General features: G+C 60.0%; 12 protein-coding genes. 2 read left to right on the top strand and 10 right to left on the bottom strand.

The features are described from left to right. Positions 1-250 precede the first annotated feature (250 nt). Together ABT375_RS11485 and rlxS are read left to right on the top strand one after the other, a co-directional pair. Positions 251-610 (top strand): hypothetical protein, encoded by a 360-nt coding sequence (locus tag ABT375_RS11485; protein WP_416462501.1) that lies wholly within the window; start codon positions 251-253, stop codon positions 608-610. Between the two features lie 342 nt (positions 611-952). Beyond that, positions 953-2,965 (top strand): relaxase/mobilization nuclease RlxS, encoded by a 2,013-nt coding sequence (rlxS, locus tag ABT375_RS11490; protein ID WP_416462502.1) that lies wholly within the window; start codon positions 953-955, stop codon positions 2,963-2,965. Here rlxS and ABT375_RS11495 read toward each other — a convergent pair. From ABT375_RS11495 to ABT375_RS11540, 10 genes are read right to left on the bottom strand one after another with little or no spacing between them, the layout of a single operon-like run. Next, positions 2,962-3,822: an SIR2 family NAD-dependent protein deacylase gene (locus ABT375_RS11495; protein WP_416462503.1), complete on the bottom strand. Its 861-nt coding sequence runs from the start codon at positions 3,820-3,822 to the stop codon at positions 2,962-2,964. The two genes, rlxS and ABT375_RS11495, sit on opposite strands and share 4 nt — an antisense overlap. After that, on the bottom strand, positions 3,822-4,898 hold the full coding sequence (locus ABT375_RS11500) for a DUF262 domain-containing protein (RefSeq protein ID WP_416462504.1): 1,077 nt from the start codon (positions 4,896-4,898) through the stop codon (positions 3,822-3,824). The genes ABT375_RS11495 and ABT375_RS11500 overlap by 1 nt, the downstream gene beginning before the upstream one ends. Before the next feature lie 2 nt (positions 4,899-4,900). Then, positions 4,901-5,356, bottom strand: coding sequence for a hypothetical protein (locus ABT375_RS11505; protein ID WP_416462505.1), 456 nt, complete (start codon positions 5,354-5,356; stop codon positions 4,901-4,903). Next, a complete protein-coding gene (locus ABT375_RS11510) occupies positions 5,356-7,434 on the bottom strand; it encodes an AAA family ATPase (protein WP_416462506.1) in 2,079 nt (692 codons plus the stop codon). The genes ABT375_RS11505 and ABT375_RS11510 overlap by 1 nt, the downstream gene beginning before the upstream one ends. Positions 7,435-7,437: 3 nt before the next feature. Further along, a complete protein-coding gene (locus tag ABT375_RS11515; RefSeq protein ID WP_137785133.1) occupies positions 7,438-7,665 on the bottom strand; it encodes a hypothetical protein in 228 nt (75 codons plus the stop codon). A gap of 6 nt (positions 7,666-7,671) precedes the next feature. Continuing rightward, entirely contained in the window at positions 7,672-9,846 is a 2,175-nt protein-coding gene (locus ABT375_RS11520; protein WP_416462507.1) for a DEAD/DEAH box helicase family protein, read from the bottom strand. Then, positions 9,843-10,679 (bottom strand): phosphoadenosine phosphosulfate reductase family protein, encoded by an 837-nt coding sequence (locus tag ABT375_RS11525; RefSeq protein WP_416462508.1) that lies wholly within the window; start codon positions 10,677-10,679, stop codon positions 9,843-9,845. The genes ABT375_RS11520 and ABT375_RS11525 overlap by 4 nt, the downstream gene beginning before the upstream one ends. Beyond that, positions 10,676-14,005: a hypothetical protein gene (locus ABT375_RS11530; RefSeq protein WP_416462509.1), complete on the bottom strand. Its 3,330-nt coding sequence runs from the start codon at positions 14,003-14,005 to the stop codon at positions 10,676-10,678. The genes ABT375_RS11525 and ABT375_RS11530 overlap by 4 nt, the downstream gene beginning before the upstream one ends. After that, positions 14,002-14,925 carry a DUF4007 family protein gene (locus tag ABT375_RS11535; RefSeq protein WP_416462510.1) on the bottom strand — a complete coding sequence of 308 codons (924 nt, stop codon included), beginning with the start codon at positions 14,923-14,925 and terminating at the stop codon, positions 14,002-14,004. Before ABT375_RS11535 ends, ABT375_RS11530 begins: the two co-directional genes overlap by 4 nt. Then, entirely contained in the window at positions 14,876-16,147 is a 1,272-nt protein-coding gene (locus ABT375_RS11540; protein WP_416462511.1) for a cysteine desulfurase family protein, read from the bottom strand. Before ABT375_RS11540 ends, ABT375_RS11535 begins: the two co-directional genes overlap by 50 nt. Positions 16,148-16,228 lie beyond the last annotated feature (81 nt).

Raw genomic sequence — 16,228 nt, forward strand, 5'->3', positions numbered from 1 at the left:
GCTCGTCTCGGCAAGGCCTAGCATAACGGGCGGCGAAGCGGCTGTGCAAGGCCGGCGGCCCCTCCAATTTTGCCGCGAGCCGGAGGCTGCTGCGCAGCCGAGTCTGTTTGTTCCTTTGCAACAAAATCGGTTCCTCCGCCGCCGCTGCGCGGCGCTTCCGGCTGCGCCTCCGCGGCCCTGACAGCCGCTTCGCCACCCGTCTTCGGAGGTCTGTCCTCAATGAGGAGGATTTCAAGCGAAGGAGGCGATCATGACCATGTTTCAACCCATCGGTGCGGCGTCGGACCGCGTGGTGGCAACGCTGGTAGCGGGACTCGAAATCGAGTTCGGACGGGGCGCAGGCGAGGCGCTGGCACAGCGGTTCCTAGAGGCCGAGGAGAGCGATTTCCTTTGGGACGCAAGGGTGTCGGAACGGTGGCTCGGTGCGTATCAAGCACAAGACGAGGAGGATTTCGAACTCGATCGGGTGGCGATTATCGGGCGGCTGGACGGTCGCTGGTTCGTGGCGGTGAGCATCGTCGATGGCGATGGCAACGCGCAAGGATTGATGGGGCGGCGCAGCTTCAGGAGCGAAGCGCGGGCACGCGCAGCATTCGCAATCATGCACTGATCGGTGGCTCGGAAACGCCGGGACAGGGTGCCGGACAGGCATCGTGTCCCGGCTTCTTTTTTGCCTCGGCTCGGCGAAATGGGCGAGCATCAGGAAAGCGGAAATGGGCGACAGGAGCGGTTCAAGCGGAAGGGTGGCGTAAGGCAAGATAAAGCTATGGCACTGGCGCGCCATAAACCCTTGTCTGCACATCGCTTTTTGGACCCGTGACCGGCACTGCCCACTGGGCACCAGTGCCGTTCCGCGCCAAAGGGGCGGCATTACGCCATCTGCGGCGGCACCGGTTTTCATATCACCGGCTGCGCGGCATGCTTGCCCTTCCCCGCCCTTGGAATCAGCAAAATGGACGACGACGACAGCTTTTTGCCCACTCTCGGGCGCCAACGCCAGCAGGGTGGCAAGCGCGCCCGGCGCTATCTCGGCCGCGTCCTCGCCGCCGCCAATCTAGCTCGCGGTAGCGCGGCTGCACCGGGCGTCGCGCGGGGAGCGTTCTCGGGCACCCGGATCGGGCGCGGCGCGGGGGTCGGACGGCTGCTCGCCAGCCGCGGCGGTCATGCGTCGTCGAACCGCCGCCGCGTCATCGTCAAGGCAAGCATTGTCAGGCTCGCCGGAAAGGGCGCATCGGCTGCTGCCGCGCACCTGCGCTATCTCCAACGCGACGGTACGACGCGCGAGGGCGAACGCGGCACGCTCTACGGGCGCGATGCCGATACCGTGGACGGCAAAGCATTCGGCGAGCGCGGGTCTGGTGATCGCCACCAGTTCCGCTTCATCGTCTCGCCCGAGGACGGCGATCAATATGACGATCTGAAACCCCTGACCCGGCGGCTGATGGACCGGATGGAAGAGGATCTCGGGACCAGGCTGGACTGGGTGGCCGTCGATCATTTCAACACCGGCCATCCACACACCCATATCGTGGTGCGCGGGAAGGACGGTCGTGGCGCCGATCTCGTCATCGCCCGTGACTATATGACGACCGGCATCCGCGAGCGCGCCGCAGAGCTGGTCGATCTTGATCTTGGCCCGCGCACGGACCGTGAGATCGCGCAGGCGCTGCGCGCCGAAGTCGAGCAAGAGCGCCTGACATCGATCGACCGGGTCTTGCTCAAGGGGGCAGACGCCGATCTGGTGGTGGCGACCAACGGTTGCGACGCTTTCGACCAGACACTGCGCGCCGGTCGGCTGGCGAAGTTGTCGCGCCTGGGCCTGGCCGAGCCACTCGGCGCCGGACGTTTCCGGCTCGCGCCCGACATTGCTGAGACACTGCGCGCATTGGGCGAACGCGGCGACATCGTCCGCACGATGCAGCGCGAATTTTCGCGCGCCGCGACCGAACGAGCGGTGGTCGACCAAGTGATTTACGATCCGGGCGCACCCGGTGCCCGACCGATTGTCGGCCGCGTGCTGGCGCACGGGCTCGCCGACGAGCATGCCGATCGCCACTATCTGATCGTCGATGGCGTGGACGGGCGCAGCCACTATGTGGCGATCGGCAGGCCTGTCCTTAGCTTCGCCGACGGAGGCACGGAAACCGATGCCAGCTTGCCGCATGGCGCGATCGTGCGGATCGATCCGGTCAGCCCGACAGTGCGTGAGGTCGATCGGACCATCGCCACTGTCGCCAACGCCAATGGCGGCCGCTACGACATGGATGCCCATCTGCGCCACGATCCGACCGCTACCCAAGCCTTTGCCGAGACCCATGTACGTCGGCTGGAGGCGATGCGACGATTATCGGGCATCGTCGAGCGCGAGCCGTCGGGCCGCTGGATCATAGCACCCGACCATCTTGAGCGGGTTGCGGCCTGTGAGGCAGCGAGGCTGCAGGACCGTCCGGTCGCGCTCACCATGCTGTCGGCACAGCCGCTCGATCGGCTGGTCGGTGCCGAGGCCGCGACCTGGATCGATCGAGAACTTGTTTCGGCCACGCCCGAGCCTGTTCGCGATGCCGGATTCGGCCACGACCTGCGAGATGCCCAAGCGCGTCGGCGGCAGTGGCTGGTGGCGCAGGGTTTTGCTGAGGAAACCGGGGCCAGCACTAAATTTTCGAACGGCATGATCGCGGCGCTCCGGCGCCGTGAGTTGCTTCGGGTTGCAGGCCAGTTCGCCGACGAGGTGAAAATGCCATTCCGGGAAGCTGCCGAGGGCGCGCGGATCGAGGGCGTCTATCGCCGTTCGGTCGATCTCGTCAGCGGGCGCTTCGCCGTCATCGAGCGCGCCCGGGATTTCACACTCGTACCTTGGCGTCCGGCGCTGGAACGGCAGGTCGGAAAGTCGGTCTCGGGATTGATGCGCGGCGACGGCATTAGCTGGTCGATCGGGCGCGGCCGGAGCGGGCCGACGATTTCCTAGACCGGCAGCGCTGAGGCCGCTAGCGCAAGGACGAATTCGGCCAGTTCTGCATATTCGTCTGCGGAACTCACGGGGATCACGCGGATCTTGAAATCCTTGAACCAGCGCTCCTTCTCGACCTCGTTGATCTTTTCTTTGGTCAGAAGCGCATAGTGCGTCGGACCGGAGTCAGGAGCAAATGTGCTGGCGACGTAGTTCAACATCAAATTGACTTCAGGATCCGTCATTGACGCGCCAGCGAAGATGACCGTGTACATGGAAAACATGGTCGCCAGCATGTGCTGGTACGCCGGCTCCTTGAACAGGATGTTGCGATAATCCTGCTCAGTTAGGATGATCCCGTCGCCGCTCTTCGTCGCGTCGCCATGCGCCTTTAGGATGAAGAATTCTCGGCTCGACAGACTACGTCGGACCTCACCAGCATCCTTGAACGTACACACGGTAACATCCGGATCGTTCTTGCGGAACGTCCGTTCGATCAAAGTGTCATAGTTGGTGGTCAAAACAAATTGGAGCTGAGCTAGCTTGGCCATAGCCTCGTGCAACTCGGTCGGAGCGGGCTTCGAGTCGACAAAGACGCGCCGAATGAAGCCGGCAAAAAAGCTGCCGAGATCGGTCTTGAGGCCGGATGCCGCCATCAAGTAGCGGCCCTGATCAATCAGGGACTCATAGTCGGAAACTTTCTCATCGGAGATACCGACATTGTCTTTTGCTTCCGCGACCATTTGACGAAGAAGGTCGCCCCATTGCGGCAAGCCCGCTCCGACTGACGCGCCAGCACCGACGAGCAGGCCGCAACGCCCCTTGGCATATTCCTGCAGGAGTGAGCCGGGGATAGTGCCAGGGTCGAAAGCCACTATCGCACCTCCACACGTCGGAAGAACTTCGCGAGCGCCTTGTTCCGCTTTTGAAGGCTGGCGGCCTTGGCGCCTTCGGTTCGGAAGGCGTAAAGATAGTCATAGAGCGCACGATCGTTGGGCGCAGCGTCGCGCCTCCGACCGTTCAGAAGCAGATCGGGTTCGGACGTATATTGCTGCCGCCGCTCCTCGAATGCGTCATAGGCAATCGTAAATCGAGTGATGTCGATCGCCTTGCCGGCCGCCTGATACTGCATGATCAGCAAGAGCAGATCGACGAAGATCCATTTTCTGATGATTCGATAACCGGTCTCCTGATCGACTTCGGCCAAGATGTTGAGCGCCGCGCCCACCTTGGCCGACAGTGCCGTGATCTCGTCCATCGGCTTGGCGTTATATTCGCGCTGTAGTTCGCGCAGATCAGGCGATTTCATGTCGCGGGTACCATTGCTGGCGCCGATCGCAAATGCGTAGGTCGCGAAATCGAAGTGGCGGGTTCGATCGTCCTTGATCCTGGTGCCAGTGAAGAATTCGTGAGAGGTCGCCATTAGCTGGATCACGTTGCGCATTGGACCCAGATCGGCATTGCGCAGCTCGGCTGGGTTGAGCGGCATACCCATTTGCAAACGTGCGAACAGTACCGTGATCTCGTCATTTGTGGATTCGACGATCTCTCCGACACCGATCTTGAACGCCTTGAACCGATCGCTCAGTGGCTTCTCGAGCTTGGCGAGTGTCTTTCCAGCGATCGCGCATCCGCCAACCGGTGGCAATGCGTCGGGACTATTCAGCGCGAAAGCCTTGGACTTGTCCGCTGCTATTGGCGCGGCAGCGAAGTCCCAAATGGCACGGAGGCGCTGCTGGCCATCGACGGCCTCATATTTGAAAAGTCCGCCTGCTGGGAGCTTGCGGAGATAAATTTTCGGGACGTCCATGTCTCGCAGGATCGAGTCGATAAGCAGGACGCGGCGTGCATCCTTCCACGCAGGGCCACGCTGCCATGCCGGATTCAAATTGATCTCCGCCTTCAGGCCTATCAGCTTTTCAATAGTCCATAGCCGCTGTTCGACTTTCATCGTCAGGCAGCTTTCTTGGTACGAAGCATGCCTTCGATTGATTCGCTGAGATAATCCAATGCGGTGTCACCTTCTCGTTCGTTGAGCAGCGCCAACAGTTCAGGCAGGCCCGCCATTGCGTATCCGCTGGCAATGCGCAGCATTTCTCCTGGCCGATCGACGATCGACACGTCACCTGTTTCACCGATCGCAAGCAGCGTCAGTGCCGTTGGCCTCCAGGGATCGGCGTTGAGAACGACGCCCTCTGCGGCTTTGTAGGACTTGCCGGCATGCGTGGTCGGTGTGAGGCCTTTCTTTACCGCTAGACAGATCGCGAAAAACCACATGTCGATATTTCGACCGAATGGCTGATGGATCGGCTGTGCGCTTTTTCCCTCTTTCTTTTGGACGAACGAGTCAAAATGCTCGCGGAAATCGTCGGGAATCATGATATCGCTGCCGGCGAATGGGTTGTGCATTACGCAGCCTCCAGCTCGGCTGCGCCGGCCGGTAGGCGCTCGCATTCGTCGCACACGGACCGATGATCGCAGGCACATTGGATCGCTCGCGCGTCCGTCGTGCCAGGGTCATTCTTGAGCATACGCGGGTAGTGCATTGGGTTAGTGATCGTGAGCACCTTTCCTGCGCGTGCGTCTAGGATCGCTTCGCAGCCGTTGATCTCGTCATGAGTGAGAAAGAGGATCAATTGGGAGCTGGCTTCTGAGGCGACGCGCACGACCTCGGTTTTGACGAACCCGCTCATCATGCCTAGCGGCGTATCGATGACATTGGGCGCTTCGACGCCACTTACTTCCGTGAGAGCCAGCACAAACGCGATAGTCAGCGCGCGGCGCGAAGCGCCGTTCAAGTCCATCGAAGGATCAAGCTTCTTATCGTTGCGTCCGTGCACGACGATGTGAAATTCAGGAGTAATCTCGGCGCGCTGGATCAGGGCATTGTCGGGATGGGCGCCGATCATTCGCCGGAAATACTGGTTCATCTTCTGCGAGACCGCCTCGACCTCGCGGGTCTTCATGATCTCCAGCGCACGCTCGACGACGCCACGAATATCGCGCGCGACGACCAACTCGCAAGTGAAGCGGCGGGCCTTATCCTCACGGGCGGACAGGGCCTGAAACTTTCGATCGAGTTCGACACGCCTTTCCCGGCGATCGCGGATTTGGTGATCAAGGCGCGCCGCGAGCGGTATTTTCTCGTCGAGACGCTGACGATAGGTATCGCGCATATCCCGTGCGCGCTGGACGTTGTCATCCTTGACCTTATCGAGGCGTGCCTCAAGGTCGGCCTCTGCTTGGCCGAGCTCTTCATAGGTCCGCTGTTCGTTGTTCCGGTCACCAAAGGCAGCTGTATACTCGTCTATCCAGGTCGATGCGGCCGGAATGAACAGCTCGCGGCCTTCGAAATACAGATCCGACACCTTGGATTTCAGCGCGTCGGCGTCCCGACTGTCCTCGATCAGCTGCTGGATATGCGCGCGACGCCGGGCACCGTCGGTCTGAGCCGCATCGAGACTCTCGCCACATATGCAATCGCTATGCTGCAGTCGGTCCTCAAGAATCGGAATGGTCTTGTTGGGGATCGCGCCCTTTTTCCGAAGATCATCCAACAGCGCACCGGCGGCTCTGAACTTGTCACCGAGCATTTCGCGCGCGAACCCTTTGCTCGAAAGAAGTGCGGCCTGGCGAAGTTCTGCCGCCCTGATTCGACCTTCGGAAGCAATCCGCTGCTTCTGAGCGCGCGCCAGTTCGATGGCGATCTCCTCGCGATTGCCGCGCTTCAACGCCTCCTGCAACTCCCGGTCGGCCTTGGTGTGAAGGTCAGTGAGATTGGCGATCTCTTCCTGCGCTTCCTTCAGCTTGCCTTCGAGTTCCGGGATCGATTGATCGATCGACTCAAGCTCGACGCGGATACGTCGCAGTTCGTCGCTCCCGGCGGCGGCGTCGGCCTTGGCGCGGACGTCACGTTCGACCTTCTTTACGTGATCGACCGCTTCTTCAAGCATCGGCAAGCCCATCAACTGCTCGATGGCCTTCTTCACTCGACGCTGCTGCTCGGTGCGAAGCCCTTCGATGAAGCTGAGCGCCCGGTCCCCGTCGGTGAAAAATACTTCGCGCAGCTCCCCGGGCATATGCACCGCAAGGTGGGCTTCGACATTCGGTACTTCCTTGGCGCCGCTGGGCAGGATTTCGTAAAGTTGCGGCACGGATCGGCTTCGGACAGCCGATCCGACATGCTCCGTCAGGCTTCGGATCAGGCGAAAGCGCTTGGCTCCAGTCTTGCCGCTTACCTCGTATATTACTTCGCAAACGGTATCAGACAGCTCGCCCGGCTTCTTGTCCATCGAGTGGGGGCTGTATCCCGATGGGAGCGCGTCCTCGCCAAACAGGCACCATTGAAGGGCGGTCAGCATCGTCGTCTTGCCGCTTTCATTCGCGGCGCGGATGACGGTAATGTTCTTGTCTGGATCGTTCGAGAATTCGAAGTCGATACCGTCGAGCAAGCGAAAGCCTTCGAAACGAGCGCGGATCAACCTCATAGCTTATCCCTCACTCGGCAGTGTGTCGCGATCGAGAAAGGTGCCGACGCGACCCACCAGGTCCCCGATCTTGGACACGATGTTCGTTCGGGCAAACTGATGCTGGCGCTCAGCTTGGAGAATCTCGGCTAGGGCTTGTTGCACCTCATCACGATAGCCCGGGCAGCGCTCTTCGACACTGCCAAGCTGCTCCATTATGATCGTGACGATCTTTTCGTCCTTATATGCCATCCTGCCTCACCCCTTCAAAAGCGCACGAAGCTCCTCGACCTTTGCGAATGGTCCCCCGGTTGCCGCCCCGTTTCGACTGAGCCGCGCGAACTCCCAGGCGCGATCCAGTTCGGAGTTAACAATCTTTTTCGCCTCCGAGTCCAGGGTTCCGCCTTCATAAGCTTCCGGCGGCAGCGCCACGAGATCGTGAATTACCGCATGTGTCTTGCCAATGGCTTTACAGGTGCGAAGCAATCGCCCGCGCCTCTGAACCCACTGGCGCCTGACTGTTGTGCTCGCGAGGATGAAGGCGCGCTCGATCTGCGGTACGTTGACCCCTTCATCGAGAACGCGCTTGGCTGTCAAAACTTGAAGATCACCACTTTGGAAGCGGCTGAGGATTCGCTGCGTCCTGACCTTGTCACCACTCTCTTCGGCAGTCAGTTGATGGAAAAGGATGCGCCGTTCATTGAGGGCAGCATTTACTTGATCGAGCTGCGCGGGATCTTTGTCGGTCGCATAGATGAGCGTGTATCGCAACGCCCTCGCATTCTCTTCGTCCAGTAATTCTCCGAGTTTGTCGAGCTTGGAGCGCGCGGTCTCCAGCACGCGCCGTCGTTTCAGAAACAAATTGTTGAGCCGATCGTCCTTTATGCCCGCCTGAATCTTCCAGGCTAGCTTCGCGATCTGTTCGCTCAGGTCACGCCAATCGGCCATTTCATCGGCACTGAGGGGGACAAAGTGGACGTGATAGTCATAAGGCGTGAGACAACGCCCGATCGCCTGCTCGAGTAGAAAGCTAAAGCAGGGATCACCGAAGAAATCGAACAGAGCTGCAGTGCCCACGTCGTCATATTGCCGGACAGGCGTCGCCGACAGTCCGAGCCGATAGTCGAAGAAGGTCGGTGGATTAGCCATAAAGCCAGCAGCGCCAAGGTTGTGACACTCGTCGGCGATCAACAGCTTTGGCCCATCATGTTTGGCGATTTGCGCGGCAAACTCGTGTGTGCAGAGGGTGTCGTTGGAGACCACGAGCGCTTCTGAAGGGCTGAGGCCCAGCCTAAGTCGTCGGCGGGCGTTGGCGATCACGCGTTCTCTGCCCTTGGCGCCGGCCTCGGCCGTGAGATCGACCGCTTTCAAGCCGAACAGGCCGATCTCGCCGCACCATTGTTGGACAAGAACCTTGTACGGGGCTGCTACCACGATCAACAACGGCCCGACTTCGGCATGAAGTTGATGCGCCCCGATCATCGCTGTCAGCGTCTTACCCGACCCTGTGCACATTTCGAGGACGCCGCGCCACCCGGTTGCGCGCCAGGCATCGACCGCTTCTCCCTGGTGGGCATATTCGCCTACGCGATATTCAAGCCACTCAGGGATCGCGAAGCGCAGAGGTTCGCGCGAGTCACTGGCCGCCAGCTCGGCCACAGACTCCTCGGGTAGTCCATGGGCCTTTCTCCAGAGCCGCCGACAATCATCTTCATCTGGCAGACGCTCGGATTTGTAATCACGCAGTAGCTGCTCTTCGAGCGCTTTGGGCAGATCTACGATCACGCAATCATTATCGCCGCCGCGCCAGAGCATTTCGAATTCTTCGGACAGGCGAGCGCAGGTTCGCGCGCCGTCGTCGCTCATCCAAGAGCGCGAAAGGCTGAGCTGCTCCCGATTTTTTCCTAAACCGGCTCCCGTCATATTGGCCGAGCCATGAAGGGCGGCGACGTCGTCGCCATCGCGGAATAACCAGACCTTTGGATGGAAGAGAGCGTCCCGCATCAGCGCGATCTGCATCTGGAGACGCCCTTGCGCGACCAACCAAGCTAGGCAGGACAATGTATGGCGGCTCAAAGCATCGGCGTCGGGCAGGCTGTCGATAATCTTCGCGCTCGCCAAACTTTCTGACGGCATCGTGCCAGCGGCTAATGCCAATTGGTCGGCGGCGGTCAGATAGGGGCTGACGATCAGCCGGAGCGGCGCCTGGGTCGAACGGAGATAGGTTGCAAGGCCCGGCGCGATTTCCGCCAGCGATTGACTTGCGAAAAAGCCGATCATTACGTCGGCACTATTGCACGAGGACAAGGCCGGCGAGATGACCCCGTTCGCCACGTCGTCTTTTGGGAGAAGATAGATGGGTTCACCGGCGCGTAGCGCATCACTCAGTCCGCGCGAGGCTGGCGTTTCATCGGTGAGTGGAAGGACGCTCACTTGTGACAAATCACGCAGCCCGCACTGACCTCGTCCACACCATAGACGTCGTCAATCGATACTTCGAGGCCATCCCGCAGGGGATTGAGCCGGCGCTTGCGACGCAATCGCTCAAGACGCTTGTCATAATCGCTTTCGATCTGCGCGACGCGTTCGGGCTGCGATAGTTCTTCAAGACTCTCGGCATCGGACCAGGTGAACGGTGATCCATGTTCGACCGCATTTTTCTCATAGGCCTTCGCTTCGGCAAATGAGTCTGGATGTTCTCGCATGAGGCGAACCCATTCGATCTTCTGCTGGAAGAAGCAGAAGGTGCATCCCGAGCGCGAGCGCCAGCTATAATAAGCGGGCTCGCCCACGCCAGACGAATCGAGCAACTCGATGACACCGGTCTTGTCGATCCCCGCCTCCCGAAGCGGGAAATGGACAACCATGTTCGCGTGCGTGGCCTGATATCCGGCTCGGTCTTCGTCCGCGCGGATGGCAACATAAGAATGGACCTTGACGCCAGCATCGAGGCTTGGGCGCAGCCATTGCTCCAGCGGCCGCAATTTCAACTGGCGTGTACACCAGCGCGTACGCGGCGAAGGCAGAAAGCTCTTATACTCGCGAAGCCAAAAGTCGAAGTCGCGGTCGGGATTGAGACGCAGAATCGGACGGCCGAGATAACCTTCGAGCCGGTCGAGGAATTCATGGACTTCCGGAAGTTCCTTACCGGTATCGGTAAAGAAATATTCTAGTTCCACCTCGGGGCGGTTCTCACGCATCCAGATCGCAAGCGAAGCAGAATCGCGCCCACCGGAGAGGCCGAGAATATGGCGTTCTATGGTCATTCAGCGGCCTCGCAATCGCCAGGCTGCGCCAGCTCAAGCCGCCTGAACGCCTCGGCAAGTGCTGCGAACTGGACACGGTAGTCGATATCATCGAGGCGAGACATAAGGTCGTCTGCCAACGCTTTTGCTTGGATGGATTCGTCGGCATTGATGTCGAAGCTGTGCACGACGGGCTCACCGCCCCGTCCCGCCACAACTAAGCTCAGCGCTTCGGCACCGGTCGAACGGCCGCGTGCGACCGCCATGGCTTCAGCTTCACGCATGCGGCGGGCAAAGCGCACGAGTTCGGCATGCGCCTTGTCGACATCCTGATCAGTCCATTGCTGGGCGGGCTTGTGTATTAGAAAGCTGCCCAGCCCCTCGACTTCCGCATAGGGATCCTGCCCGATTTCAAGCGCACCCACACGCTGGGCAAAGGCATCGAGGCGCAAGTCGCCTGACACACCTTGGACGGCTGCAGCGCGGCGCTGCAATCCCGCGAAGGATGCGATATCACAACCCAAGGCGACGGCTAGCGCTCGGCGCAATCCGTCAAGCATCGCATGATAGCCGACATCGAGTTCCAGCAGGGCTGCATGCACTGCCGCGACGCGTGCAGTAGGCGTTTTGCCCAAGAAGGTGAGGTCTTTGAAAAGCAGGCGGTGGGGGTCGTCGGCATGGAGGAGAAAGTCACGCAGTTTACGCGTATTCGCCTCGATCGAACGCGTCCGCTGCGTCCATTTCGGCAGGCTGGCAACGATGCGGACTAAGCCCTTCGCGACAAGAAGCGGGCTAGCCTCTGCGGTCGCGAGCCCGCGCTGCCTCAGAATGGACGCAAGGCCGTTCAACAACACATCCTTTTCACGGCCCATTTCGATGCGCCGCACCGTCAGTGCTTCGGGCGTCTGCAGGAGACGATCCGCCACCAATTCGTCGATCACCGGCACGAAATAGCCGTCAAGATAGACAGCAGTGCTGGATTCATTAGCCAACATCCAAGCGAATGCGAGCAGAGGCATGGCCCCTGCGCGCATGCCGATCGGCGCCTTGCTCCAGATCTCGTACAAGTCGGCGATCGTCGCATCCATCGGGAGTGCCTGCGCGGCTTCCCATACGGGCACGTAGCTTCGGCCCACTTCACTTTCATCGGGCGCGCAGAACACCCATTCATCATTATTCCCGATCCGGTGCAGTCCCGCCTGCTCCAACACTGTCGCATAAAGAGCATATTCTGGTGGGAAATTTACGAGCCCAAGCCGCGCGACGTCACGCTGACTGGTCATGGCGTGAAGCAGGGCACGAACTGCAGCCATCGCATTTGACGATGGGCGCTCGCGGTTGATCAGCTCGTTTCGGATAAGCGGAGTCTCGATGAACAGGGCGTCCGCCTCTGCTGACGCGATCGCGCTGAGTGGTGCGCCATCATATTGCCTAGCGCGGGAGCCCTGTGCATACCATTTGGCGCGATCGAAGGCGCGATGCACTTCCTGTTCGAGCGCGCTCCCGACTTCGGAGACCCGAGCAGCTACTTCGCGGCGGGCAATCATATCTCCTTCGAGCTGCGGGTTCTGCCGCGCGACACGTTCAAGTGCATCAAGCTCTGCGGCCAGTTCTCGGATCATATAGCTCGATTTGGGCAATCCGATTGTGACGCTGGCATGCTCGTCACGTCGGGCAAGCGCGATGGCGATGGCCTCAGCTTCGGCCTCCGACATCTCAGGCGGCTTAACGCCGAGGACGAGCGTTGGGTTTTTGCGCCGTGACCCGCGCCATTCCGCAAAGGCCGCAATATGGGCGCTGGCGAACGCCGCCACACGATCGCCGCGACTGGCCTCGACTGTCAATTCAATCTCGGGCAGCGGATAAATCGCCACGTCGGACCAGCGCAAATTTCCGGTGCGGTAATAATGGCGTTTAGCGACAATCGCGGGCAGGGCGAGCCGGTCGGCTAAGTCCGCGCGGCCTGATTGTGTTCTCTCAGCGGAAACGGCGGCATCGAGATCGAAATCTGATCCAGAGTATATGACAAATGCGCCCTGGTGCCGACGGTGGATCAGCACCGACCAGGCAACGAGATCCTCAAGTGCGCCTGCTACCTCACGTTCCGACATGGCGGGAACGCATGCCGCAAGCAGCAGATCGCTTCCGATTAGCCCAGTACCGGCGCCGAACAGCTCTATGACCGCAGCAGATTTTGCGACCGCGATGTGCAATGGCCCACCGCGTGCGGCCGCCCTATCGACCGCGTCCAGACTGGTCGAGAAGCGGTGGCCTTCGCTTGAGGCAAGAATGGCCGGTCCGAGATTGGAGACGAGATAATCAAAGAGCATTGCGGGATCGTAGACGCCGCCACGCGGCTGCTCATCTGCCCCAAGAAATTCCTGAAAACCAAACGGCTCTGCTGATCCAAGAAAGCCGAATACGCTCCGTTCATTCTGCCCAAAACGATGGCGCGCCAGTTGTCCGAGGAGCAACGCGACGACCGGGTGAAGCGGCCAGCATTGCTCAAGCGTGGTGGCAAGATTGGGGGACGCACTGCCACGACGCTGGAGCACTTCATGGGCGACGCGCGAAGCTAAGGGCGCCGCCGCAACGGGCGGAGCCTTGGCTGTAATCGCCTTGGAAATGAGATCGAGGGTCTCATCGGTGGCGCTTGCCAGCGGAATGTCCTGGAACCGGCCTTGGATTTTAGCCCACTCGTCTCGGGCCATGCGCGAGAGCTTGGCGGCGTAACGCTCAAATGATTGATGCAATATGCCGACGATCAAGAGGCGGCCTTGGCTGCGAGCCGAAAGTTCCGCTAGATCTTGAAGTATATGCGCGTCGCCACCGTCCAAAGCGGCGTGCTCAAGATACTTGCCAAGCTCGTCGATTATAATGACGAGACCATCAGCATCCTTGCTTAGGGCAGCTACACCGATCTGACTGACCAACCTGTCGCCATTAGGGAGATCAAACGCCTGCGCTATATCCTCGGCAAGGGCTGCGCGCCGTCCTGAGAGCGCAACGACGCGCCACCCGCGCTTTGTTCTGGGCAGGCAGGCGCCAACAATCTCAAGCGCGTCATTGTCAAATAGCGCGACCGCCGATGCCTGCGCCGCCGGGCTCTTTCCTAACAAGCCGGCGAGAACGAGCGCCGCTGACGATTTGCCACCGCCATAGGGGCCCGTCCATGTAAATGCCCCTTGGCCCGCCTGCTTAAAGGATTGCGCAAGCGTGATGAATGCTTGTCGAACAGAGGGCTGCAGGACATAGCCGTCGAGTGCCTCCGCTTTGCCGATATCAGCATCGACCCGCGCCGAGCGTGCAAAGCGGCGGGTGACGCCAACGGTTTCGGCAAGCTTCATGCCGCGCGCCTCCGGATTCCAAAGGCGTGCTGAAGTACCGCCACCTCATCGATGGCGCGGTGTCGGACGACCTGCTTCAATCCAGCGGTTTCCGACCATGCTAACGCACCGCCGGTTGTCTCACCGATACGGATCATTCGCTCGATCACACTGTCTTCGTCGAGTTTAAAGACACGCCCGGGCGAGCCGCGCCCATAACACGCAGCTTCCGCCGAGAGCGTTGCTGCCTCGCGATGGGCATCACGCCAGAAGCGATCAAGGGCGATCACGAAGACTGCGTCGGGCAGGCTAGCTTTTGGGCCGCGCACGAATTCAAAGGCATCTCCGATGGGCGATGGACGGATCAGACCAAGCTCAACGAGGATAGGTTCGATCGCATCCTCGGTCGCTCCGCCGCGTGAACGGGCGACATAGGAGCGAATAAAACAATCAACATCACGTTTGATCGTGACGGGCGCGACACGTTTCCAACCGCGTTCTTGGGCAATATCAAGAAGACCGCGCGTCAGTGCCTCGCGGTCGAATGCGAGGCTCCCGAAGACGTTGAATGCCCAATACCATGTTGTGGACATTTCAGGCGATCCGGCGAGCGCCAAATGGATCAGCCATAACGTGGCCGGATGCTCGAGATAGGGATCAAGACCGCCGTCATTAGCAAAGATTGCTGATCCGAGCGGTGATGGGAGGCATCGCATCTCCACTTCCTCAATAATACCAGTCGCCACGCTCCAATGACGCATCGCTTGCGCCATGTTTTTACCCACACCAAATCGAACGATTGCGTCAGCTGCAACGAAGATATTACGATCGGCGCCGTCTTTTACCGCCTCAAACGCCTTTTTTAGCCAGAGCGTTCTGAGAGGAAAGGTTTCATGTCCCGCAAATTGCGGGCGAAAATCCTTCGCCGTGAACCTTTCCACCGTCGCTACCCCGCTGCTGGACGCCTCCTCCAGTGGGCTTCTCGCATGAGGCTACTGCTTCTGCAAGCAATTTGGCGGCATCAATCGCGTCTGATTCGGTATGGCCTCGTCCAAAACATATGCGGAACGAAGAGGCAACATCTTGATCCGACAGGCCGAGCGCCCGCAACACATGGGATCCCTGAAGCTCGCCCGATTGACAGGCCGATCCGGTCGACAGGTGCAGATCATCGCCAAGACGCAGAACAACATCGTCAGCGTCGACGCCGTCAATCAGCAGGTTCAGACTTCCTGGCAAACGGGGCGAAGGAGCCCCATTGAGGCGCGCCGTGATCCCCAACAATCTGAGATTACTCACAAAAAGATGAGCGATTTCGGTAAGATGCCTGGCATCTGCCTCCATCCGTTCCGCCGCGATCGCTGCAGCTTTACCAAAGCCGACGATCAACGGGACGGCCAGCGTACCCGGTCGCAGCCCTTGCTCCTGTCCCCCTCCAAACATGATCGGTCGAGGCTTTAGCTCGGCTGCGGATGACACAAACAGCGCTCCGATCCCATTGGGACCGTACATTTTGTGACCAGAGAAACTCGCGAGATCGCAGCGGAGGGCAAATACGTCAAACGACACGCGTCCCACCGCCTGCGCGGCATCGACATGGAAAATTGCTCCATAATCCGCAGCTAGTTCGCCAATTTGAGCCAGCGGCTGGATGACACCGATTTCGTTGCTCGCCGCCATAACACTAATGAGGAGGACTTCTTCATCGAGCATTTCGCTCAGGACGGCGAGGTCGATAAGCCCATCTGCGGTTACGGGTATCAGTTCGTGTACGAAGCCGGCACTCGACAAGTGGCCAGCCGCTTCGAGAACGCATTTGTGTTCGATTGTCGAAGTGAGGATGCGCCGCCGAATAGACCCGGAATGGGTCGCGGCCGCTGCCGTACCAAGGATGGCGATATTATTTGCTTCGGTGGCACCAGAGGTGAAGATGATTTCGCTTGGAGCACTTCCAACCAGGTCTGCCACCCGCGCGCGGGCGACGGCCACGGCGCTCGCAGCGATCGCGCCGCCGGCATGTGCAGAATGGGCGTTCCAAGAGGTGTCCGAAAAGAATGGGATCATCGCGGCGACGACCTCAGGCGCGACCGGCGTCGTGGCATGGTAATCCAGCGAGATTGGTCCAACACGGTCTTTGCTGGAATCGCCGCGTATTACACCCATTGCCGCCCTCTTTTTCGAATGCTGTCAGGTAACACAGAGTCGCATGTTTCGCGAGATGAGGTACAATTGCGTTGGCCTGCG

The organism is Sphingomonas sp. VDB2 (assembly GCF_047946695.1).
In the GTDB taxonomy this organism is placed as follows: Bacteria; Pseudomonadota; Alphaproteobacteria; order Sphingomonadales; family Sphingomonadaceae; genus Sphingobium; species Sphingobium bisphenolicum.

Bases quoted from the DNA above. Each gene is read 5' to 3' on its own strand.
- ABT375_RS11530 (WP_416462509.1), bottom strand. From the start codon at position 14,005: ATGAAGCTTGCCGAAACCGTTGGCGTCACCCGCCGCTTTGCACGCTCG.
- ABT375_RS11515 (WP_137785133.1), bottom strand. From the start codon at position 7,665: ATGGCATATAAGGACGAAAAGATCGTCACGATCATAATGGAGCAGCTT.
- ABT375_RS11500 (WP_416462504.1), bottom strand. From the start codon at position 4,898: ATGAAAGTCGAACAGCGGCTATGGACTATTGAAAAGCTGATAGGCCTG.
- rlxS (WP_416462502.1), top strand. From the start codon at position 953: ATGGACGACGACGACAGCTTTTTGCCCACTCTCGGGCGCCAACGCCAG.
- ABT375_RS11510 (WP_416462506.1), bottom strand. From the start codon at position 7,434: ATGAGGTTGATCCGCGCTCGTTTCGAAGGCTTTCGCTTGCTCGACGGT.
- ABT375_RS11540 (WP_416462511.1), bottom strand. From the start codon at position 16,147: ATGGGTGTAATACGCGGCGATTCCAGCAAAGACCGTGTTGGACCAATC.
- ABT375_RS11525 (WP_416462508.1), bottom strand. From the start codon at position 10,679: ATGACCATAGAACGCCATATTCTCGGCCTCTCCGGTGGGCGCGATTCT.
- ABT375_RS11505 (WP_416462505.1), bottom strand. From the start codon at position 5,356: ATGCACAACCCATTCGCCGGCAGCGATATCATGATTCCCGACGATTTC.
- ABT375_RS11485 (WP_416462501.1), top strand. From the start codon at position 251: ATGACCATGTTTCAACCCATCGGTGCGGCGTCGGACCGCGTGGTGGCA.